The 20,780-nt window shown below is 73.7% G+C and carries 22 protein-coding genes; 7 read left to right on the top strand and 15 right to left on the bottom strand.

The features are described 5' to 3' along the window. Positions 1 to 2 precede the first annotated feature (2 nt). The 4 genes from ACRAKJ_RS07095 to ACRAKJ_RS07080 form a co-directional block, all read right to left on the bottom strand. The gene (locus ACRAKJ_RS07095) at positions 3 to 374 is read right to left on the bottom strand and encodes a hypothetical protein (RefSeq protein WP_438920681.1); all 372 of its coding nucleotides are present in this window, start codon (positions 372 to 374) and stop codon (positions 3 to 5) included. 171 nt (positions 375 to 545) lie between these two features. After that, on the bottom strand, positions 546 to 1,901 hold the full coding sequence (locus tag ACRAKJ_RS07090) for an FAD-dependent oxidoreductase (protein ID WP_438920711.1): 1,356 nt from the start codon (positions 1,899 to 1,901) through the stop codon (positions 546 to 548). 54 nt (positions 1,902 to 1,955) lie between these two features. Continuing rightward, entirely contained in the window at positions 1,956 to 2,522 is a 567-nt protein-coding gene (locus ACRAKJ_RS07085; RefSeq protein ID WP_438920682.1) for a TetR family transcriptional regulator, read from the bottom strand. A 276-nt stretch (positions 2,523 to 2,798) separates the two neighbouring features. Continuing rightward, positions 2,799 to 3,470 (bottom strand): hypothetical protein, encoded by a 672-nt coding sequence (locus ACRAKJ_RS07080; protein WP_438920683.1) that lies wholly within the window; start codon positions 3,468 to 3,470, stop codon positions 2,799 to 2,801. Positions 3,471 to 3,630: 160 nt separating this feature from the next. On the opposite strand from ACRAKJ_RS07080, the gene ACRAKJ_RS07075 reads away from it, so the two are divergent. Both ACRAKJ_RS07075 and ACRAKJ_RS07070 read left to right on the top strand, forming a co-directional pair. Then, positions 3,631 to 4,074: a MarR family transcriptional regulator gene (locus tag ACRAKJ_RS07075; RefSeq protein ID WP_438920684.1), complete on the top strand. Its 444-nt coding sequence runs from the start codon at positions 3,631 to 3,633 to the stop codon at positions 4,072 to 4,074. Between the two features lie 99 nt (positions 4,075 to 4,173). Continuing rightward, positions 4,174 to 6,426 (top strand): HelD family protein, encoded by a 2,253-nt coding sequence (locus ACRAKJ_RS07070; RefSeq protein ID WP_438920685.1) that lies wholly within the window; start codon positions 4,174 to 4,176, stop codon positions 6,424 to 6,426. Here ACRAKJ_RS07070 and crcB read toward each other — a convergent pair. The 3 genes from crcB to ACRAKJ_RS07055 are packed head-to-tail and all read right to left on the bottom strand — an operon-like array spanning position 6,416 to position 7,525. Continuing rightward, positions 6,416 to 6,748 carry a fluoride efflux transporter CrcB gene (gene crcB, locus ACRAKJ_RS07065; protein WP_438920686.1) on the bottom strand — a complete coding sequence of 111 codons (333 nt, stop codon included), beginning with the start codon at positions 6,746 to 6,748 and terminating at the stop codon, positions 6,416 to 6,418. The genes ACRAKJ_RS07070 and crcB overlap by 11 nt on opposite strands. Further along, positions 6,745 to 7,098 (bottom strand): CrcB family protein, encoded by a 354-nt coding sequence (locus tag ACRAKJ_RS07060; protein ID WP_438920687.1) that lies wholly within the window; start codon positions 7,096 to 7,098, stop codon positions 6,745 to 6,747. The genes crcB and ACRAKJ_RS07060 overlap by 4 nt, the downstream gene beginning before the upstream one ends. Further along, a complete protein-coding gene (locus tag ACRAKJ_RS07055; RefSeq protein ID WP_438920688.1) occupies positions 7,088 to 7,525 on the bottom strand; it encodes a MarR family transcriptional regulator in 438 nt (145 codons plus the stop codon). Before ACRAKJ_RS07055 ends, ACRAKJ_RS07060 begins: the two co-directional genes overlap by 11 nt. A 613-nt stretch (positions 7,526 to 8,138) precedes the next feature. On the opposite strand from ACRAKJ_RS07055, the gene ACRAKJ_RS07050 reads away from it, so the two are divergent. Both ACRAKJ_RS07050 and ACRAKJ_RS07045 read left to right on the top strand, forming a co-directional pair. Next, positions 8,139 to 8,945, top strand: a complete 807-nt coding sequence (locus ACRAKJ_RS07050; RefSeq protein ID WP_438920689.1) for an SAM-dependent methyltransferase — start codon at positions 8,139 to 8,141, stop codon at positions 8,943 to 8,945. Between the two features lie 6 nt (positions 8,946 to 8,951). Further along, entirely contained in the window at positions 8,952 to 11,000 is a 2,049-nt protein-coding gene (locus ACRAKJ_RS07045; RefSeq protein WP_438920690.1) for an EAL domain-containing protein, read from the top strand. Between the two features lie 215 nt (positions 11,001 to 11,215). Here ACRAKJ_RS07045 and ACRAKJ_RS07040 read toward each other — a convergent pair whose 3' ends face one another. The 5 genes from ACRAKJ_RS07040 to ACRAKJ_RS07020 all read right to left on the bottom strand — a co-directional run bounded on the left by ACRAKJ_RS07040 (position 11,216) and on the right by ACRAKJ_RS07020 (position 16,521). Beyond that, positions 11,216 to 12,583, bottom strand: a complete 1,368-nt coding sequence (locus ACRAKJ_RS07040; RefSeq protein ID WP_438920691.1) for an NAD(P)(+) transhydrogenase (Re/Si-specific) subunit beta — start codon at positions 12,581 to 12,583, stop codon at positions 11,216 to 11,218. Beyond that, positions 12,580 to 12,855, bottom strand: coding sequence for an NAD(P) transhydrogenase subunit alpha (locus ACRAKJ_RS07035; RefSeq protein WP_438920692.1), 276 nt, complete (start codon positions 12,853 to 12,855; stop codon positions 12,580 to 12,582). The genes ACRAKJ_RS07040 and ACRAKJ_RS07035 overlap by 4 nt, the downstream gene beginning before the upstream one ends. Further along, positions 12,852 to 13,949, bottom strand: a complete 1,098-nt coding sequence (locus ACRAKJ_RS07030) for a Re/Si-specific NAD(P)(+) transhydrogenase subunit alpha (protein ID WP_438920693.1) — start codon at positions 13,947 to 13,949, stop codon at positions 12,852 to 12,854. Before ACRAKJ_RS07030 ends, ACRAKJ_RS07035 begins: the two co-directional genes overlap by 4 nt. A gap of 119 nt (positions 13,950 to 14,068) precedes the next feature. Next, positions 14,069 to 15,220: a nitric oxide synthase oxygenase gene (locus ACRAKJ_RS07025; protein ID WP_438920694.1), complete on the bottom strand. Its 1,152-nt coding sequence runs from the start codon at positions 15,218 to 15,220 to the stop codon at positions 14,069 to 14,071. A 200-nt stretch (positions 15,221 to 15,420) separates the two neighbouring features. Continuing rightward, positions 15,421 to 16,521, bottom strand: a complete 1,101-nt coding sequence (locus ACRAKJ_RS07020) for an FAD-dependent monooxygenase (RefSeq protein ID WP_438920695.1) — start codon at positions 16,519 to 16,521, stop codon at positions 15,421 to 15,423. A 62-nt stretch (positions 16,522 to 16,583) separates the two neighbouring features. Between ACRAKJ_RS07020 and ACRAKJ_RS07015 the strand changes: the two genes are divergently transcribed. Next, positions 16,584 to 17,168, top strand: coding sequence for a TetR/AcrR family transcriptional regulator (locus tag ACRAKJ_RS07015; protein WP_438920696.1), 585 nt, complete (start codon positions 16,584 to 16,586; stop codon positions 17,166 to 17,168). Between the two features lie 34 nt (positions 17,169 to 17,202). Here the strand turns inward: ACRAKJ_RS07015 and ACRAKJ_RS07010 are convergent, their stop codons facing one another. The 3 genes from ACRAKJ_RS07010 to ACRAKJ_RS07000 are packed head-to-tail and all read right to left on the bottom strand — an operon-like array spanning position 17,203 to position 19,177. Beyond that, positions 17,203 to 17,448: a helix-turn-helix domain-containing protein gene (locus ACRAKJ_RS07010; RefSeq protein WP_438920697.1), complete on the bottom strand. Its 246-nt coding sequence runs from the start codon at positions 17,446 to 17,448 to the stop codon at positions 17,203 to 17,205. Further along, a complete protein-coding gene (locus tag ACRAKJ_RS07005) occupies positions 17,445 to 18,308 on the bottom strand; it encodes an ABC transporter permease (RefSeq protein WP_438920698.1) in 864 nt (287 codons plus the stop codon). The genes ACRAKJ_RS07010 and ACRAKJ_RS07005 overlap by 4 nt, the downstream gene beginning before the upstream one ends. Beyond that, a complete protein-coding gene (locus ACRAKJ_RS07000; RefSeq protein ID WP_438920712.1) occupies positions 18,305 to 19,177 on the bottom strand; it encodes an ATP-binding cassette domain-containing protein in 873 nt (290 codons plus the stop codon). The genes ACRAKJ_RS07005 and ACRAKJ_RS07000 overlap by 4 nt, the downstream gene beginning before the upstream one ends. A 186-nt stretch (positions 19,178 to 19,363) precedes the next feature. Between ACRAKJ_RS07000 and ACRAKJ_RS06995 the strand changes: the two genes are divergently transcribed. Next, the gene (locus ACRAKJ_RS06995) at positions 19,364 to 20,563 is read left to right on the top strand and encodes a cytochrome P450 (protein ID WP_438920699.1); all 1,200 of its coding nucleotides are present in this window, start codon (positions 19,364 to 19,366) and stop codon (positions 20,561 to 20,563) included. Beyond that, the gene (locus ACRAKJ_RS06990) at positions 20,560 to 20,754 is read left to right on the top strand and encodes a 4Fe-4S domain-containing protein (RefSeq protein ID WP_438920700.1); all 195 of its coding nucleotides are present in this window, start codon (positions 20,560 to 20,562) and stop codon (positions 20,752 to 20,754) included. Before ACRAKJ_RS06995 ends, ACRAKJ_RS06990 begins: the two co-directional genes overlap by 4 nt. Positions 20,755 to 20,780: the final 26 nt, after the last annotated feature.

Below are 20,780 nucleotides of genomic sequence, written 5' to 3'. Positions count from 1 at the left end.
CCCTACCGGCCCGTCCGGGCCATGCCGACGGCGATCAGCCCGAACGCCACGTGCAGCACGATCACCAGGCCCGCCACCGCGCTCACCGACTCCGTGCCCGGCTTCCCCGCCAGCGCGCCCAGCGAGAACAGCCACCCGCCGACCGCCACCGCGAACCCGGTGAGCAGCACCGGCTGCGGCACGTGGGCGAGGCACAGCAGGGCGTGCGACCGCGCGCGCAGCAGCGTGTGCAGCACGACCGGCACGACGAGGAACCCCGGCAGGTGGACCGCGATCGGCGCCCAAGAGGGGCCGCCGGGCAGGAACGTCGTGGCGATGACGAAGGCGCACCAGAGCACCGCGCCGATCGCGAGAGCCACGGTTCCTCGGGTCACCAGCGCAGTGTAATGACGCTGGGTCGCACTTCTGCGGAAGAGACGCAGGATGGCGGCAAGGCTCGTACGGCAGTCGGCGCAGCCCGACCACGGTGTGATGACCCACGGTGTACCCGCTGTGGCCGTTCGGGTGAATATGCGCGCTTCCCCTGCGGTGACAGCGGGTTCCGGCTAGAGGCCGTACGCCTCCAGCAGCCGCAGCCACACCTCGCTGATCGTCGGGTAGGCGGGGACCGCGTGCCACAGCCGGTCCACGGTCACCTCGCCGACGATCGCGATGGTCGCCGCGTGCAGCATCTCGGCCACGTCCGGCCCGGCGAACGTGACGCCGACGAGGGTCCGCTTGCGCTCGTCCACGACCACCCGCGCCTTGCCCCGGTAGCCGTCGGCGTGCAGCGAGGAGCCCGCCACGGCGATGTCCAGGTCGACGACCCGCACGTCGAGCCCGGCCCCGCGCGCCTGCGCCTCGGTGAGGCCGACGAACGCGACCTCCGGGTCGGTGAACACCACCTGCGGCACGGCGGCGTGGTCGGCGGTGGCGACCGGGGCCGTCCACGGCTCGGGGTCCACCGCGCCGGTCACGATGGCGGTACCGACCGCGCGGGCGGCGTACTTGCCCTGGTGGGTGAGCAGCGCGCGACCCGTGACGTCGCCCGCCGCGTACAACCAGTCCACTCCGGACACCCGGCCGGTGTCGTCGACCGGGAGCGCCTCGCCCGCCTCGAAGCCGAGGTCCTCCACGCCCAGGTCGAAGGTCGCGGGCCGCCGGCCGGTCGCGACCAGCAGGTGCGCGCCGGACACCGTCTCGCCGGTGGACAGCTCCAACCCGGTGCCGCCGTCCGTTGTGGACACCCGCACCGCGCGCGCGTCCAGGACGACGCGCACGCCGTCCTCGCGCAGCCCCTCGGCGACGAGGTCGCCCGCGAACGCCTCGAACTTCGGCAGCGGCCGTGCACCGGACACCACCAGGGTCACCGAAGACCCCAGGCGGGCCCACGCCTGCGCCATCTCCACGCCGACGACGCCGCCGCCCAGCACCACCAGCGAGGCGGGCACCTCCTGCGCCGAGGTCGCGTCGCGCGACGTCCAGTACGAGCCCAGCCCCGGCAGGTCCGGCACGCGCGGCACGCTGCCCGTGCACACGACGACGGCGCGCGACGCGGTCAGCACCCGGCCGTCGACGGACACCCGCCGCTCACCGGCCAGGCGCCCGTGCCCGCGCACGACGGTCAGCCCGGCGCCCTCGGCCCACGCGACCTGGCCCGAGTCGTCCCAGTCGGAGGTGAAACCGTTGCGCCGCTTGAGCACCGCGGCGGCGTCGAGCGCGTCGCCCACCGGCACGCCCGGCACGCGGCGGGCGGCGGCGAGCGCGTGACCGGGGCGCAGCAGCGCCTTGCTCGGCATGCACGCCCAGTACGAGCACTCGCCGCCGACCCGTTCCGCCTCGACCAGCGCGGTGCGCAGGCCGCCCGCGGCGGTGCGGGCAGCGGCGTTCTCGCCCACCGGGCCGCCGCCGATCACGATCACGTCGAAGTCGTCGCTCACCGCACCACCCCACACCACCCGGGGCGGCGCGGCAAGTCACGCCGGGTCGAACACTCCCGCGAGCATCTTCAGGATCACGCCGTCCGCGGTCCGCAGGACCACCGGCCGCTCGTCGGGCTCCACGCGCTCGGCGAGCTTGTAGAGGGAGTCCGCGGTCTGCGCGGCCATCCTGAAGGTCAGCGTCACCGGCGCGTCGCCGCGCACCGCGAACCGGCCGAGGAACAGGTCGCGGAGCCGTTCGGCCATCAGCTCGTACTGGTCGACCGAGGAGTCGAGGCGGTGCCCGTCGAGCAGGTCGCTGAACCGCACCCGCCCGAACCCCGGCAGCTCGACCAGCATGCGCATGTAGACGGCGACGACCTGCTGCACCGCTTCCCGCCAGGTGGGGGCCAGCTGACCCTCGGTGAACAGGGTCTGCACCCGCCCCAGGTACTCCTCCATGCCGCGCAGCGCCAACGCGTGCACGACAGAACGCTTGTCCGGGAAGTATTGGTAGAACGATCCAATTGGCACGCCTGCCAGCTCGACGATCCGGGCGGTGGTGATGTCGTCGTAGTCGTAGTCGTTGAGCAGCGTCGCGCAGGCATCGACAATCGCGGTCACCGTGGCGGCCCCGCGCTGCTGAACGGGCTGACGCCGCATCACCTTGGCTAAGCGGTTTTCGGCGGGATTTTCATGCACGCACTCATCTTGATGGATACGGACCGGTAAGCCCAAACAGACGATTCCGGAATGTGATGTGAGTACTACTCGCTTTACTCCGCCGCGACCGGTCCGGGACTGCCCCCGGGCGCGAATCTTGCGGAAAGCGGCGGTAATTGTTGGGGTGCAGAACTAATTTCCCACAACGGTGCGCCGGACCGCGAATCGGCGGACTGCTCAGCGTGCCGCGCGCGGGGACGGGACCGGTTCCGGCAGGTCACCGGCCGTGTCGAACGGGTGCGGCCGTTCAGCGGAGGCGACGCGGACGATCGGCGTCCGCGCGGGGCGCGGCGGTCGGGTGAGGTACGGGGCGACCAACCGGGCGAGCGCGAGGCCCGGTGCGACGAGCGGGACGACCGCGGACAGCGCCACCGCCGTCGCACCCGCGCGCGCCACGTCCTTCGGGATCACCACCACCCGGTCGACCACGAACGCCCGCCGCCCGGGGATCGACACCAGGCCCATCACGGCCAGGAAGACCGCCAGCGCGAGCAGCGCCCACTTCACCGCGTCGTACCCGACGTCCTGCGCGGCGGCCATCACGGCGAGCCAGCCGAGGGGCGCCGACGCCTGCCGCCGCGGGCTCGTCATCGCCCACAGCAGGCCGCCCACCGCGGCCAGCGGACCGGTGCGCCCGGAGCACCACGCCGCCGCCGCGTCGAGCCACCCCGTCGGCAGCCCCGCCCAGCGCGCCGGCAGCACGTCCAGCGGGCTCGGCGCGCCGGACACCTGGCCCACCACCCACGCCCCCGACCAGACCGACACGACGACCGTGAACGCGAGCTGCCACCTCGGGCGGTCCACCGCGGCACGGGCGAGCCCCACCAGCTCCTGGCGCTGTTCCCTCACACCTCCACAGCGTGCCGGGTGATCGACGGGCCCGTGCCCGATTTCACCCGCGTGCCCGACCACACCCCTCGTCGGGCGGCACGGCCCTCACCCGGCGTGCCGAAGTGCCGCCGCGCTCGGACGCCCGAGCGGACGACGCGGGGTTCATATGATTGCCCCCATGAGCGTGGAGCGGCTGAGACGACACCCGAGCTACCTCATGCTCCAGCTCACCAAGCGGGCCCGGCGCATCTCGGCCGACCTGGTCGACGACGGCCTCCGCCACATCCACGTGGCCGTGCTCTGGCAGCTCGTGGACGGCGGCCCCGCCTCGCAGCGGCAGATCAGCGACCGGCTCGGCGTGGACGCGAGCGACCTGGTGACCCTGGTGGACGACCTGGAGCGGCTCGGCCTCGCCGCCCGGCTGCGCGACGCCCGGGACCGGCGGCGCTACTCGGTGCACGTGACCGCCGCGGGCGAGCGGGCGCTGCGGCACCGGCTGGAACTCGCGGAAGAGGTGGAGGACCGGTTGTTCGCCGCACTGGACGCCGCCGAACGCGCCCACCTGGCCGACCTGCTGGTGAAGTCGTTCCTGCACCACGAGCAGGGGCGTGTAGTAGATTAGACGTTCTGCGCGCGCGACCAGCGCAGGAAACCGTCACGACGAGCTGTCAGCCGAATGCGACGCAGCCTGATAAACCACGCTATCCAGAAATGAGGCACGTTGTCAAGCCCCTCCGATGACCTCCGGCTCGCGGAAACCGAGTCGGAGCAGGAATACGTGTCGATGCTGTACGGCAGGCTGGACGACCTCCGCGAACAGAGCTCGAAGCGCCTGGCCGGCGCGCTTCGGCAAACCGGCGGGACCCACCAGATGCGCTCCGAGCGGGACACCTCGGTGGCCATGTACTCCGACCAGCTCGCGCAGTACAGCGCGGTGGAGAACGGGCTGTGCTTCGGCCGGCTCGACTTCCACACCGACGACCGCTTCTACATCGGCCGGATCGGCTTGTTCGACGAGGACAAGGAGTACGAGCCGCTGCTGATGGACTGGCGGGCGCCCGCCGCCCGCCCGTTCTACCTGGCCACGGCCGCCGCACCGGACGGCGTGCGCCGGCGGCGGCACCTGCGGACCAAGCAGCGCAAGGTCGTCGGCTTCGACGACGAGCTGCTCGACATCAGCTCGGTCGACCCGAACCGGCCGTCGGAGGGCCTGACCGGCGAGGCGACCCTGCTGGCCGCGGTGAACGCGAGCCGCACCGGGCAGATGGGCGACATCGTCGCCACCATCCAGGCCGAGCAGGACCGGATCATCCGCACCGAGCTGAACGGCGTGGTCGTCGTGCAGGGCGGTCCGGGTACCGGCAAGACGGCGGTCGCGCTGCACCGCGCCGCCTACCTCCTCTACACGCACCGCCGCCAGCTGGCGAAGCGCGGCGTGCTGGTGGTCGGCCCGAACGCGACGTTCCTGCGCTACATCGGGCAGGTGCTGCCGTCGCTGGGCGAGACCGGCGTGCTGCTGTCCACGGTGGGCGAGCTGTTCCCCGGCCTCACCGCGGTCGGCCGCGAACCCGCCGAGGTGGCCGCCCTCAAGGGCCGCGTGGAGATGGCGGACGTGGTGGCGCACGCGATCAAGGACCGGCAGGAGGCGCCGAGCCTGGTCGAGGTGCCGTTCGACCAGGACGTGCTGCGGCTGGACCGGCGCACGATCTCCGACGCCCGGGGCCGCGCCCGGCGCACCCGCCGCCCGCACAACGAGGCGCGGCGGACGTTCCAGCGCGAGATCATCTCCGCGCTGGCCTCGCAGGCGGTGTCCCGGCTGGGGCGGCACCTCCTCGACCAGGCCGACGTGGACGACATCCGGCGCGAGCTGCGCGAGGACCCGAAGGTGCAGGCCACCGTCGAGCGGCTGTGGCCGACCCTGTCGCCGCAGCAGCTGCTGGAGGACCTGTTCGCGTCGCCGAAGCTGATCGCCAAGGCCACCCCGAAGCTCTCCCCCGCCGAGCGCGCCCTGCTGCACCGGCCGCGCGGCACCGAGTGGACGCCCGCCGACGTGCCGCTGCTGGACGAGGCCGCGGAGCTGCTCGGCGAGGACGACACCGAGGCCAAGGCCCGCGCGGAGCGCCAGCGGCGGCAGGCCGTCGACTACGCGCAGGGCGTGCTGGACATCCTCGACCTGGAGGACGACGCCGACCCGGACATCCTCATGGCGACCGACCTGGTCGACGCCTACCGGCTGGCCGAGCGGCACGGCGCGGAGCGCTACGAGACCGCGGCCGAGCGCGCGGCGGCCGACCGGACGTGGACGTTCGGGCACGTCATCGTGGACGAGGCGCAGGAGCTGTCGGCGATGGCCTGGCGCACGCTGATGCGGCGCTGCCCGTCGAAGTCGATGACCGTGGTGGGCGACATCGCGCAGACCGGCGACATCGCGGGCGCGTCGTCGTGGGACCAGGTGCTCTCGCCGTACGTGATGGACCGCTGGAAGCTCACCGAGCTGACCGTGAACTACCGGACGCCGTCGGAGATCATGGCGGTGGCGGCGGACGTGCTGGCCTCCGTCGACCCCGACCTGGTGCCGCCGACCTCGGTGCGCGACAGCGGTTTCCCGCCGTGGAGCCTGCGCGTGCCGACGCCCGCCGAGGTCCTGCCGACGCTGGTGGAGAAGGAGATCACCGCGATCGGGGACGGCAAGCTCGCCGTGATCGTGCCCGCCGCGTCGGTCGGGGAGCTGCGCGAGGCCGTGCCGGGCGCCTCGGACGACCTGGACGCGCAGGTCGTCGTGCTGGGCGTGGTGGACGCGAAGGGCCTGGAGTTCGACTCGGTGCTCGTGGTCGACCCCGCGGGCATCCTCGCCGAGTCGCCGCGCGGGGCGAGCGACCTGTACGTGGCGCTGACCCGGGCCACGCAGCGACTGGGCGTCGTGCACACCGACGAGCTGCCCGACGTGCTGGAGCGGCTCGCCCCTACCGGCTGAGCGCGTGGCCGAGCGCGGCCGCCGCCACCCCCGCGACGAGGTTGGCGGCCGCGTTCGCGAGGGCCTTCGGGTACCGGCCCTGCTCGACGAGGGTCACCGTGTCCTGGCTGAACGTGCTGTAGGTCGTCAGGCCGCCGCACAGGCCGGTGCCAACCAGCGCGGTCAGCGCCGGGGACGAGCCGGCCACGCAGCCCAGGGCGAACGAGCCCACGACGTTGACCGCGAGGACCGCCCACGGGAAGTCGCCGCGCAGCAGCCTGGTGGTCAGGTACCTCAGGACGGCGCCGGTCGCGGCCCCCGCGAAGACGAGCAGCGCGGTCACCGGAGCGCCCGCCGGGTGAGCGCGGCGGCCAGGCCGGTGGCGGCGAAGGCGAGCAGCGGGGTGCCGAGCAGGTAGGCGAACGCGGGCGGGCCGTCGAGGTGGAGCGCGTCGAGGGCGTACGCGGAGAACGTGGTGAAGCCGCCGAGCGCGCCGACGCCGAGGAACGGCCGGGCGAGCGGGTGCAGGCGCGGCGCGAGGGCGAGCAGCACGCCGATCAGGGCGCAGCCGACGACGTTGACGACGAGCGTGCCGACGGGGCCGGGCAGGGCGAGGGACGCGCCGTACCGGGCGAGGCCGCCGAGGCCGCCCCCCAGCGCGACGGCCGCGAGCACGTGGCGTTCAGCTGGCACGCAGGTGGTCCACCAGGTGGTCGAGGGCGGCGAGGGCGCGGACCACGTCGTCGCGCTCGCCCGGCTCCAGCCGGTCCAGCGCGGACCCGATGCGCTTCTCGTGCGCGGCCTGCCAGACGGCGAGCTGCTCGTGCCCCCCGGGCGTCACCGACAGCAGGGCCACCCGCCGGTCGGCCGGGTCGCCGCCGCGTTCGACGAGGCCGCCCTCGATGAGCTGGCCGACGAGGCCGCTGACCGTGTTGGGCGCCAGGCGCAGCTCGGCGGCCAGGTCGCCCACGCGCATGGGCGGGCGTTCGGCGAGCGTCTGGAGGAGCTCGACCTGTGCCATCGGGAGGGAGTCCCACGGCCATTCCGACCGGATGCTGGTGCGCAGTGCCCGACGCAGTCTGGTGACCACGTCCGTGAGCAAGCGTGCCTCGTCTGACATGCGCGAATGGTACTTCCTGGGCTTGTATCGGAATCCGAGACAACGGGGTGGCGACCCGGTCGGCGGGGCGGTCCCGCACCGCTGCGGCGGGCGGTCGGACGGGCCGTGCGGGCGCCGTCCGAAGTGGACCGGACCGGCCGGGCGCGCGCTCGTTTCAGCAGGTTGCCGGCCGACTCCCCGGCGTCCCCGCGCTCGACGCCGAGGGGCCCGCCGGCGGTCGCGCGACGGGGTGGCGGCGGCGTCGGAACGGTGCTCCGGGGCAACGCCGCGGCGTCCACTCCTCGGGACGGCGGGGGTTCCGGCACCGCGTCGGGGGTGCCTCCGGCCGCCCTCCGGCGCCGGCTCGACCACACCGGGCGGACACGCCGCCCCTCCACTCGGGTGACACCTGTTCAGGTGAGGGCAGGTGGCCTTCCGGGGAGCGCCGCCGTGGTCCGGTCGTCGCGCGCACCGCGGACCTCGGGTCACGGGCGCGGCCGGTGGTACTCGCCGTCGTCGTGCCCCGGCGCGCCTGTACGCCGATCGGGGACAAGCGGTCGCAGCCCCTGCCCAGGGGTCGGGCACGTCGGTAACCTCGCCCCCGCGGGGACACCGGCACACGGGAGAGGGAGCGGTGGCGCAACGGCTGGGCTGGGTCCCGGACCACGTGGACGTCGAGCTGCCGAGCGCGGCCCGGCTGTACGACTACCTGCTCGGCGGCGGCCACAACTTCGCCGCCGACCGCGAGCTGGCGGAGCGGTTCGTCCGGGCGCAGCCGAACGCCCGCACGATCGCCCGGCTCAACCGCTCGTTCCTGCGCCGCGCCGTGCTGCACCTGGTCGGCGCGGGCGTGCGGCAGTTCCTCGACCTCGGCTCCGGCATCCCGACCGTGGGCAACGTGCACGAGATCGCGCAGCGGGCCGACCCGGCGTGCCGCGTGGTCTACGTGGACTTCGAGGACGTGGCCGTCGCGCACAGCCGGATGATCCTCGAGGACGACGAGCGGGCCACGATCCTCCAGGAGGACCTGACCGACCCGGACGCCGTGCTGGATGCCGCGCGCGGCACCGGCCTGGTCGACTTCGCCGAACCGCTCGGCGTGCTGGCCGTGGGCGTCTTCCACTTCGTGCCGCCGGAGAAGGACCCGGCGGGGGTGGTCGCCGCCTACCGCGACGCCGTCGTCCCCGGCAGCTTCTTCGCGTTCTCCCAGTTCACGGCGGACCTCCAGCCCGAGGAGACGGCCCGGGTCGTCGAGGTGATGCGCCGCAGCGCCAACCCGGTGTTCCCGCGCACGCACGAGGAGATCACGGCGCTGTTCGCCGGTTTCGACGTCGTCGAGCCCGGGATCGTGCCGCTGCCCCGGTGGCGGCCGGAGGAGGGCGCGGCCGAGGAGGACGCCGACCGGGCCGGGATCTTCGCCGGGGTGGGTCGCAAGAGGTGAGCACCGGTGTCGCCGCCCGTTAGGACGAGGCGGCAGGAGATCGCGCGCGCCTGGATGCGGGCGGTGTACCCGACCGCCTACGTCCCGCTCTCGCCCGTCGAGATCGAGCTGTTCCTGCTGGAGCAGGTGGACGTGATCGCCGACGCCGTGCAGGCCGACCCCTTCACCGCCGACCCGGTCGACGTCGTCGGGCACCGGTTGGTGCGCGCGCACTTCACCGGCCCGAAGACGCTCCAGCGGACCGTGGACGTGCTGGGTCACGCCCTGCTGTTCACCCCGGAGCTGCGCGACGTGCCCGCGCTCCCGGAGAAGGTCGTGGCGATCCTGGGCAGCCTCGCCGCGAGCTTCGCCACCGCGATGCGGCTGGACGCGTTCGACCAGCAGGAGGAGATCAAGCGGGCCCTGGTCTTCGGCAAGCGGCGCGCGGAGCGCGGGCTCCGGGCCAGCGAGGCGCGGTTCCGCGAGGTGTTCGAGACGGTCGCGACCGGCATGGTGGTCGCCGACCTCGACGGCACCTGCGTGCAGGCGAACGCGGCGCTGGCCGAGATGCTCGACCTCGACCGGTCCTCGCTGCCCGGCACGCCGCTGGCCGGGCTGTTCCACCCGGAGGACGCCGAGGCGCTCGCGGCGAGGTACCGGGCGGTCGCGGCGGGCGGCGTGGAGCGGTTCCGCGAGCGGCGGCGGCTGCGGCGCGCCGACGGCGAGCCGGTGTGGGCGCACCTGGCCGTGTCGCTGCTGCGCGACGAGGACGGGCGGCCCGCGTACCACGTGACGATGGCCGACGACGTCAGCGAGCTGCACCTGCTCCAGAAGAACCTGGACCACCAGCTGCTGCACGACTCGCTGACCGGCCTGGCGAACCGGCAGCTGCTGGCCGGCCGGCTGGAGGCGCTGCACGGTTCGACGCCCGGCGGGATCACCCTCTACCACCTGGACCTCGACGCGTTCTCGCTGGTCGACAACGGGTTGGGGCACGCCGCCGGCGACCGGCTGCTCCAGGAGGTCGCGCGCAGGCTGGAGGCGGTCGTGGCCGAGGAGAAGGCGCTGGTGGCGCGGGTCGGCGACGACGAGTTCGCCGTCCTGGTCGAGAACTCGCCCACCACGCCGGCCGTGCCCGACCTGGTGGAGCGGTTCAACGAGGCGCTGGCGCGGCCCGGCGAGGGCGGGGTGGCGCTGCCCGCGTGCACCGGGGTGGTCGACCGGCCGGCGGCGGGCTGGGACGTGGCCGAGGTGCTGCGCGCGGCGAACGCGACCGCGCGGCGGGCCAAGGCGTGCGGCACGCGGCAGTGGCAGACCTACGACCGGCACGAGGACCAGCGGACCCGGCGGCGGCAGGCGACGGCCGCGCGGATGCCCGGCGCGCTCGCCGACGGGGAGCTGGAGGTGTGGCACCAGCCCGTGGTGGCCCTGGCCGGCGGGGGGCTGCTCGGCCACGTGGTCCGGGTCCGCTGGCCGCTCCCGGACGAGGACCTGGGGCACGACGAGTGCGTGGCGCTGGCCGAGGCCGGCGGGTTGACGTTCGAGCTGGGCCGGTGGTCGATGCGCGAGGCGGCGGGCGAGGTGACCGGGGCGTCCGGCGCGCTGCACGTCGTGCTGTCGCCCACCCAGTCCCGCGACGAGGACCTGGTGCGCACGGTCAAGCGGACGCTCGACGAGACCGGGCTGCCCGCGGAGCGGCTGCGGGTCTTCCTGGACACCCGGTCGGTGCTCGCGGGGTACGGCGAGGACAACGCGCAGGTGCTGCGGGACAACGGCATCGCCACCGGTCTCGCCGGGTTCGACGGCGGGCAGGCCGAGCTGGCGCTGCTGGCGGAGCTGCCCGTGGACGCCCTGCTGCTCGACCCGTCGGTGGTGCGCCGGCTCGCCGACCGGCCCGGGTCGTTCCTGCACCGGGCGACGACCGACCTGGTCGCGCTGCTCCGCGACACCGGCGTGTCCGTCCTGGTCCCCGACGTCGCCACCGCCGAGTCCGCCGCGTGGTGGGCGCGGGCCGGTGCGGACGCCGCGTTCGGCGACCACCTCGGCCCACCCGTCCCCGGCTACGACCTCCCCTGACCCACCCGAGAGTCCAACCCCCAGGCCCCGAGAGTCCAACCCCCGGGTCCCGAGAGTCCAACGCCCAGGCCCGGTGAGTTCTTCGTTCGGGCCGACCGGTCGGTATGCGGAACGCGGAACTCAGGGGTCCTGGGCGTTGGACTCTCGGGGCTTGAGCGTTGGACTCTCGGGGTCTGGGCGTTGGACTCTCGGGGTCTGGGCGTTGGACTCTCGGGTCAGACTTGTTTCACCGCGGCGAGGAGCTTGGTCAGCGAGTCCTTCGCGTCGCCGAACAGCAGCGTGGTCTTGGGGTTGTAGAGCAGCGCGTTGTCCACGCCCGCGAAGCCCGGCCGCATCGAGCGCTTCATGAACACCACGGCCTTGGCGCGGTCCACGTCGAAGATCGGCATGCCGTAGATCGGGCTGGACGGCTCGTCGCGCGCGCCGGGGTTGACCACGTCGTTCGCCCCGACGACCAGCACCACGTCGACGCTGCCGATGCCCGGGTTGACGTCGTCCAGCTCCTTCAGGTGCTCGTACGGCACGTCGGCCTCGGCCAGCAGCACGTTCATGTGCCCCGGCATCCGCCCGGCGACGGGGTGGATGCCGTAGTCCACGGCGATGCCGCGCCGCTCCAGGACCTGCGCCAGCTCCCGCGCGGCGTGCTGGGCCTGCGCCACGGCCAGGCCGTAGCCGGGCACCACCAGCACCGAGTGGGCGTAGCCGAGCAGGATGGCGACGTCCTCCACGGTGCCGGAGCGCACGGTGCGCTGCTCCCCCGACACCGCGGCCACCGCGGTGGCCTTGAACGCGCCGAACAGGATGTTGGCCAGGGAACGGCCCATCGCCTGCGCCATCAGCCGGGTCAGGATCGTGCCGGACGCGCCGACGAGCGTGCCGGAGACGATCAGCAGCGTGTTGGCCAGCACGTAGCCCGACGCCGCCACGGCCAGGCCGGTGAACGCGTTGAGCAGCGAGATCGCGATCGGCACGTCCGCGCCGCCGACCGGCAGCACGAACAGCACGCCCAGCGCGAGCCCCGCGAGGGCCAGCAGCAGGAGCAGCGCGCCGCTCCCGGTGACCACGACCAGCACCGCCAGCACCGCGCTCACCGCCGCCGCGCCGATGCCGAGCACCCGGCCGGCGGGCAGCAGCACGGGCCGCGTCGTCATGACCTCCTGGAGCTTGAGGAAGGTGACGACGCTGCCGGAGAAGCTGACCGAGCCGATCAGCACGGTGAGCGCGGTGGCGACCTGGAACAGCACCGCCCCGTCGGTCACCTCCAGGAACTCGGCGAGCGCGACCAGGGCCGCCGCCGCGCCGCCGACGCCGTTGAACAGCGCCACCATCTGCGGGACGGCGGTCATCCGCACCGAGCGCGCGGCCGGGACGCCGACGGCGACGCCCGCCGCGACGGCCAGCGCGATGAGCACCCCGTTGTGGACCGCGCCGTGGGCGAACGCCACGACCACCGCCAGCGCCATGCCCGCCGCGCCGACCAGGTTGCCCGCGCGGGCGTACCTCGGCGTGCTCAGGCCCTTGAGCGCCAGCACGAAGCACACGGCGGCGACGAGGTACGCCAGCTGCACCCAGGTGGGGGTCACCGCCGGTGCCCCTTGAACATCTCCAGCATCCGGTCGGTCACCACGAACCCGCCCACGACGTTGACCGTGGCCAGGAAGACCGCCGCGAGGCCGAGCGCGACCTCCAGCGGGCCCTCCGCGCGCCCGGTGATGAGGACCGCGCCGACCAGGATCACGCCGTGGATGGCGTTCGCGCCGGACATCAGCGGCGTGTGCAGGATGGTGGACACCTTCGACACGACCTCGAAGCCCACGAACACGGCGAGCACGAAGATCGTCAGCAGGTCGATCACGGCAGCTCCCCCCTCAGCTCGCCCGCGTGGGTCAGGCAGCAGCCGCCCAGCACCTCGTCGTCGAGGTCGGGCCGCACCTCGCCGTCCCGGGTCATCATCAGCAGCAGGTTGGCGACGTTGCGCGCGTAGAGCTTGCTGGCGTGCGCCGGCATGGTGCTGGGCAGGTTGCGCGCGCCGAACACGAGCACGTCGCCCACCCACGTGTCCTCGCCGGCGACGCTCGCGGCGACGTTGCCGCCCGACTCGGCGGCGAGGTCGACCACGACCGAGCCGGGGGCCATGGCCTTGAGCATGTCCGTGGTGACGAGCACGGGCGCGGTGCGGCCGGGGACGGCGGCCGTGGTGATCACCACGTCGGAGGCGGCGACGCGCTCGGCGATCAGCTCGCGCTGCCGCTCCAGGAACGTCTCGGACTGCGCCCGCGCGTAGACGCCGTCCTGGGTCTCCAGGTCCAGCTCGACGAACTTCGCGCCGAGGCTGCGGACCTCCTCCGCGGCGGCGGCGCGCACGTCGTACGCCTCGACGACCGCGCCGAGCCGCCGCGCCGTGGCGATGGCCTGGAGGCCGGCCACGCCCGCCCCGAGCACCAGCACCTTGGCGGGCGGGACGGTGCCCGCGGCGGTGGTGAACATCGGCAGGAACCTCGGCAGGCGGTGCGCGGCCTCCACGACCGCGCGGTAGCCCGCCACGAGGGCCTGGGAGGACAGGGCGTCCGCCGACTGCGCCCGGGTGACCCGGGGCAGCAGGTCGAGGCTGAACGCGGTGACGCCGCGGTCCCTCAGGACCGCGACCAGCTCCGGTTCCTGCCTCGGCTGGAGGAAGCTGATCGTGATGTCGCCCTCCCTCAGCCGCGCTGCCTCGGCCGGGGTGGGGGGTTGGACGGAGATGACGACCTCGGCGCGACCCGCCGGGTGGTCGGGCGTGGTGCTCGCGCCGGCCGCGCGGTAGGCGGCGTCCGGGGCGTGGGCGCGCGCGCCCGCCCCGGCCTGCACGTCCACCGCGAGACCGGCACCGATCAGCGTGGTCACCGTTTCCGGTAGACCGGCGACGCGGCGCTCGGCGGGCCGCGACTCTGCGGGTATGCCGACTCTCACGGAGAGTCACCCTAGTCCGCCCAAGGTGATCTACACCACACTTACGGCCGTATTTCAACCGTATGTACGTCTTGCTGCACTCCGACCAGCAGCCGGCGTCCGGCGGCCGGTGCCCGGCGTCAGTGGATGACCGGGCAGACCCCCGTGGTGTCGCCGGGGAAGAAGTTGGGCAGCAACTCCTCCTCGTCGTAGTACCGGTGGAAGACGCTCGTGACGCCGCTCGACATCGGCGGCACGATCCACGTCCAGTCGGCCGGGCACTTGCGGCCCGCGGCCTCCTCCTTCCTGATGTGCGTGAGGAAGCGGTCGGACTCGGTGTGGTGGTCGGTGATGGTCACGCCCGCCTCGGCGAACGAGTGCAGCACCGCGCGGTTCAGCTCGACCAGCACGCGGTCCTTCCACAGCGACTGCACGTTGGCCGTGTCCAGGCCCATCCGCCGGCCCAGGTAGGGCAGCAGGTCGTACCGGTCGGTGTCGGCGAAGTTGCGCGCGCCGATCTCGGTGCCCATGTACCAGCCGTTGAACGGCGCGGCCGGGTAGTCGACGCCGCCGATCCGCAGCCGCATGTTGCTGATGGCGGGCACGGCGTGCCAGCGCAGCCCCAGCTCGGCCAGCCACGGGAACTCGGGGTGCGTGATCGGCACCTCCATCACCGCGTCGCGCGGGATCTCCACCAGGCACGGGTCGGCGTCCTCGCGCTCGACGACCAGCGGCAGGACGTCGAACGGCCCGCGCCGCGCCGGCGGTCGCCAGCCCATGTCGAGGGCCTTCCCGGTGAGCGCGAGGTTGCGGCGGTCGCCGAGCACGCCCCCGTCCGCGCCCTCGTAGCCCGCGTAGCGGATCAGCTGCTCGTTGACGACGCGCGGACCGGGTCGACCGGGCTCGTCGGGCGCGAACACGGTGATCACCGGGCGGACCCGGCCGCCGTTGCCGGCGAGCCTGAGGTGCTCGACGCACTCGTCGGCGACCTCCTTGGGGTCGCGCAGGTCCCGCAGGTCGCGCACCTTCAGGCTCCGCCAGTACAGGCGACCGATGCACCGCGCGCTGTTGCGCCACGCGACCCGGGCGCCGAACGCCAGCTCGGCGGCCGTGTGGCGGTACGTCCCCGTGGCCGCGATCTCGGCGTGCACCTCGGCCAGGCGGTGTTCCACCGGGCCGAGGTCGGGGTGCTCGGAGTGGTGCAGCCGGATGAAGTCGTCGGCCTCCGCGAGGTCGACGACGGGCTCGCGCAGGGAGATGGCTTCAGCCGGACACGAGGGGACGGGGGCCATGGCGGGACACCGTAGTTGCACTTTCGAGGAAGGTGAACCGCCGTGCCGGGCACTCGGCGGGAGTACAGCCTGGAGTCAGGACCACACTGTGAGTGCTTGATACCTCGAAAGAGTGACGCAGACTGGGAAAACGAGTGATATTCGATTGTTACATGCTCGAATCGCGGGAGTTATCTGTGATATCTGTCACCGTGAATATTTCACCTATCGGGTGAGAGGTCCGGGGCCGTCCAGCGGAGGAACCGCGCCATCCCGCGCAGGGCCACCGCGTCGGGCACGGCGCGCATCGCCGCGTCGCGCACCGCCACCGCGACCGGGTTGCGCAGCCGGTGCCCCACCCGGCCCGCCGCCCGGGACGCCCGCGCGACGGCCTGCGTGCGGGGGCGGCGCACCCGGTCGTACTCCGCCAGGGCGGTCGGCAGGTCGTGGCGCGCGCAGAGCGCGGCGAGCACCACGCCGTCCTCGATCGCCATGCACGCGCCCTGCCCGAGGTACGGGGTCATCGCGTGCGCGGCGTCGCCGAGCAGCGCCACCCGGCCGCGCACGTAGGTCGGCAGCGGCGCGCGCAGCTCCTGGACGTCGTGCCGCAGCACGGCGTCCGGCGGCGTGGCGTCGAGCACGGCCGGGATCGGGTCGTGCCAGTCGCCGACCAGCCGCCGCACCTCCCCCAGCTCGTCGTCGGCACGGCCGCCGGGGGGCGCGACCGTCGCCGCGTACCAGCACACCCGGCCGTCGCCGAGCGGCAGCACGCCCGCCTCGGTGCCCGGCCCGAGCGTCTGGCTGATCCCCAGGTCGGCCGGGAAGCGGGCCGCGCCGACCCCGCGCCACGCCGTCGTGCCCGTGTGGACCGGGCCGGGGTGGTCGGGGAACAGCGCCCGCCGGAGGCCGCTGCGGATGCCGTCTGCGGCCACCACGAGGTCCGCGTCCAGGTCCTCCGCCGACCGCACCTCGGCGTCGGTGACCAGGCACGCCGGGGGCAGCGCCGAGCGCAGCACGCGGTGCAGGTCCGCCCGGTGCACGGCCACCACGTGCTCCGGCCGCCCGGCGTCCACGTGCGTCAGCGGCCGACCGCGCGGGTCGAGGACCCCGCCCGCCACGCGCGGCGTGCCGATCCGCCGCACCTCGTCCGCCAGGCCGAGCGCGGCCAGCGCGCCCAGGGCGTTGGGCATGATCCCGATGCCCGCGCCCACCTCGCCGAACCCGGCCGCCCGTTCGAGGACGACCACCTCCCAGCCGACCGCCCGCAACGCCACCGCCGCGGTGATCCCCCCGAGGCCGCCGCCCACCACCGCTGCCTTCACGTCCCCCACCTTCTACACCTGTAGATACGGTTACTCTACACCCGTAGAGGGAGGACGCACCCGTGACCGAGCGCATGGCCGTGCTGGCCGACGCCGCCATCCACCTCGTGGCCACGCGGGGGATGCGCGGGCTGACCCACCGGGCCGTGGACGCCGAAGCGGGCGTGCCGCTCGGGTCCACGTCGGCGTACTTCCGCACGCGCAAGGCGCTCGTCGAGGGCGTCGTGCGGCGGCTGGCCGAGCTGGACGCGGCGGAGGTGGCCGAGGCGGGTGCCGACGTGCCCCGGGAGCCCGACGAGCTGGCCGAGGCCCTCGCGCGGGTCCTGGACGCCTGGATGACGGTCGGCCGGGAGCGAACCCTGGCCCGCTACGCGTGCCTGCTGGAGGCCACCCACCACCCGGAGCTGCGCGGCGTCCTGGCCCACGGCGAACGCCTGCGCGAGCAGGCGCGGGACCTGCTCGCCGCCCTCGGCGCGACCGAACCGGAGCGGCGCGGGCGCGAGCTGGTGGCGTTCGTCGACGGCCTGCTGTTCGACCGGCTGGTCGGCGCGGGGGCGCTCGGCGCGCCCGAACCGGGCACGCCGGAGAGCCGCGCCGAACTGGCCCTGGCCCTGCGCGCGGCGCTGCGCGGTGTGCTGGGCGGGTGAGGGACGGCCCTCGCGGGACCGCCCCCCTCCGCGTCTACGCGGACCGCTCCGCCCCCTGGCTGCCCAGGCGCGGGAACGGGTCGGTCGAGAACACGACCTCCACCGGCACCTCGAAGTACCGCGCGATGCGCAGCGCGAGGTACAGGCTCGGGCTGTACTCGCCCCGCTCCAGGTAGCCCACCGTCTGGTAGTGGATGCCCAGGGCCTCGGACAGCTGCCGGCGCGACACACCCCGTTCGGCGCGCAGCATCGCGATCCGGTTGTAGACGCTCTCGCTCACCCCGCGCCCCTCTGGAGCGCCGCCTGGCGGCGCTTCTCCATGTCGGCCCCCGACTCCCGGCGGGCCATCCGCCGCAGGATCGTAGGCGCGAGCAGGAACCCGACCGCTGCCCAGGTGGCCAGGACCGCGATCACCACCGGTGTCCGCCACGTCCCGCCGATCTCGGCCGCCGCCGCCGCGTCGGGCAGCAGCGCCGAGCGCGCGCCGAGCCCCACCCAGTACACCGGGAAGAACTGGCCGAGCGCCTGGAGCCAGCCGGGCAGCGCGGTGATCGGGTAGAAGACGCCCGAGATCGCGGCGATGCCCATCATCGGCAGCATGGTGATGCCCATGGCGCTGCCGGGGCTCTTGGTGATCGACCCGGCGACCGCGCCCCACGGCAGGGTCGCGAGCATCCCCAGCACCAGCACGGCCAGCAGGCCGAGCACGCCGCCGACGCCCGCGTGGCCGAACACGTCGACCAGCAGCGCCGCCGGGACCAGCAGCACGACCAGGCTGAAGCCGCTGTCCAGGGCCATCTGCACGAGCCGGCCGACGAGGTAGCCGAGCATCCCGTTGGGCACCGCCTTGGCGCGCAGCAGCGTGCCGTCCTCGCGGTTGGTGCTGAGCTGGCCCGCCGGCCCGACCAGGCCGCCGAACGCGACGCCCATGCCGAGCAGGCTGGGCAGCGTGAACGCGGCCAGGGTGAGGCCGGTGCCCTCGACCACCGTGTCGCGCTGGAACCACAGCACCAGCATGAAGCCGATCGTGGTGACCACGTTGAACATCTGGTCGCTGCTGCCCAGCGTGTGCCGGAACTCGCGCAGGCCCCGGTCCACGCCGAGCCGCACCGCGAGGAGCTTGCCGTCGGCGCCGCTCACAGGACCGCCACCTCCTCGCCCTCGGCCTGCCCGCTCTCGTGCCGCTGGACCAGCGCCATGTAGGTGTCCTCCAGGGTGCTGCGGCGCACCTCCAGCTCGGAGATGCCCGTCGCGTGCTGCCGGAACAGGTCCCGCACGAACCCGGTCGCGTCGTCGGCGGTGTGCACGTGCCGCTGCCCGTCGTGCGTCCAGCGCACCTCGGTCTTGCCCGCGACCCGGCGGCCGAGCTGGTCGGGGCTGCCGTCGGCGATGATCCGGCCGCCCGCGAGGACCAGGATGCGGTCCGCCAGCCGCTCGGCCTCGGCCAGGTCGTGCGTGGTGAGCAGGATCGTCATGCCCTCCAGGTCCGACAGCCGGTGCACGAGGTCGTGGAAGTCGCGGCGGGCGTGCGGGTCGAACCCGGCGGTGGGCTCGTCCAGGAACAGCAGCTCGGGCTTGCCGACGATGCCGATGGCGACGTCGAGCCGCCGCCGCTGGCCGCCGGAGAGCGTGGCGACCTTCTTGTGCGCGTGCTCGGTGAGGCCCACGGTCTTGACCAGCTCGTCGGTGTCGACCGGCCGGGCGCGGCCGGGCGTGGAGTAGGGCCGGTAGTAGCGCCCGATGTGGTGCAGCAGCTCGCGGACCTTCCACCGGCCGTGGTCGCGCCAGGACTGGAGCACCACGCCGAGCTTGGCCCGCCACGCCTCGTCGCCGGTGGCCGGGTCCTGCCCCAGCACCCGGACGTGGCCGGCGGAGGGCAGCCGGAAGCCCTCCAGGATCTCGATGGTCGTGGTCTTGCCCGCCCCGTTCGGCCCGAGCAGGGCGACGACCTCGCCCGGGCCCGCCGTGAAGTCGATGCCGCGCAGCACGTCCGTCGAGCCGTAGCGCATGCGCAGGTCACGTACGTCGATGACCAAGGACCCCCACCTCCCCATGTCAGAGTTCTCGGGCGATTTGTAGCACACCTGCTATCAGCCGTACTACAGCCGTTCCCTGACGGCATATTTACTTCACGGGTTCGTGAATTTTCTGTAGCTTGCGAAGGAGGTCCCTTAACGCACTGGGAGGTGTGCGAGATGACCGACGTCCTGCAAATCGCGCTGCCGACGAAACGCACGGCGGTGTTCGACCCGCCCGCGCAGCTGGGGGAGATCCGCGCGACGGAGCCCATCAGCAGGCTGCGGTTCCCCGACGGGCACGAGGGGTGGCTCGTCACCGGCTACGCGCCGGCGCGGGAGGTGCTCGCGGACCGGCGCTTCAGCAGCCGGTCCGAGCTGCACCACCCGCTGCGCGGCATGGCCGACCGGCCGGTGCCGCGCCAGGACCCGGCCAAGCCCGGCATGTTCATCGGGATGGACGCCCCCGACCACACCCGGTACCGCAAGCTGCTCACCGGCCAGTTCACCGTGCGGCGGATGAACGCGCTGATGCCGCGCATCGAGCAGATCGTGGCCGAGCACCTCGCGCAGCTGCGCGCGGCCGGGTCGCCCGCGGACCTGGTGGCGCACTTCGCGCTGCCGGTGCCGTCCATGGTGATCTGCGAGCTGCTGGGGGTGCCGTGGGAGGAGCGCGAGACGTTCCAGCGCGACACCGCGGCGGCGCTGCGCCTGGACCAGACGTTCGAGCAGTCCAGGGAGGCGTTCGGCAGGCTGGAGGAGTTCGTCGCCCGGCTCGTGCGGCGCAAGCACGCCGAACCGGGCGACGACATGCTCACCGGGCTCGTCCAGACCGGCGAGCTGACCGACCAGGAAGTCGCCAACATGGGGCTGCTCCTGCTCGTCGCCGGGCACGAGACCACGGCGAACATGCTCGGCATCGGCACGTTCGCGCTGCTGCGGCACCCCGAGCAGCTGGCCGCGTTCCGGGCCGACCCCTCGTTGGTGGACAACACCGTCGAGGAGCTGATGCGGTACGTGTCGATCCTCCAGTTCGGCACGATCCGCACGGCGCTGGAGGACGTGGAGATCGGCGGCTTCGTGATCCGCGCGGGCGACACGGTGTCCATCTCGGTGGCCGCCGCGAACCGCGACCCGGAGCGCTTCGAGCGGCCGGACGAGTTCGACGTCCACCGGCCCGCGGCGGGGCACCTCGGGTTCGGGCACGGTGTGCACCAGTGCCTGGGCCAGCAGTTGGCCCGCATCGAGATGAGGGTCGGGTACGCGGCGCTGTTCCGGGAGTTCCCGGACCTGCGCCTGGCCGTGCCCGCCGAGGAGGTGAAGGTGAGGTCCGACATGGCGATCTACGGCGTGCACGAGCTGCCGGTGGCGTTCTCGTGAGGGTCGAGGTGGACCCGGACCGCTGCGCGGGCTCCGGCATGTGCGCCCTGACCGACCCGGACGTCTTCGACCAGGACGAGTCGGACGGGACCGTCGTGCTGCTGGAGCCCACGCCGACCGGCCCGCACGAGGCGACGGCCCGCGAGGCCGCCCAGCTGTGCCCGGCGTCGGCGATCCGGGTGCTCGGCTGACCGCTCCCCGCCGGGGCCCCTCGGGG

The organism is Saccharothrix sp. DSM 118769 (assembly GCF_052936295.1).
Note: the sequence above shows the minus strand (reverse complement) of the source record. Positions and strands in the feature narration are given on the sequence as shown.

Excerpts from the sequence above, each read along its gene's own strand:
- ACRAKJ_RS07075 (WP_438920684.1), top strand. The coding sequence starts at position 3,631 with ATGAGCGTGGAGCGGCTGAGACGACACCCGAGCTACCTCATGCTCCAG.
- ACRAKJ_RS07055 (WP_438920688.1), bottom strand. The coding sequence starts at position 7,525 with ATGTCAGACGAGGCACGCTTGCTCACGGACGTGGTCACCAGACTGCGT.
- ACRAKJ_RS07025 (WP_438920694.1), bottom strand. The coding sequence starts at position 15,220 with ATGGCCCCCGTCCCCTCGTGTCCGGCTGAAGCCATCTCCCTGCGCGAG.
- ACRAKJ_RS07000 (WP_438920712.1), bottom strand. The coding sequence starts at position 19,177 with ATGCGCTACGGCTCGACGGACGTGCTGCGCGGCATCGACTTCACGGCG.
- ACRAKJ_RS06995 (WP_438920699.1), top strand. The coding sequence starts at position 19,364 with ATGACCGACGTCCTGCAAATCGCGCTGCCGACGAAACGCACGGCGGTG.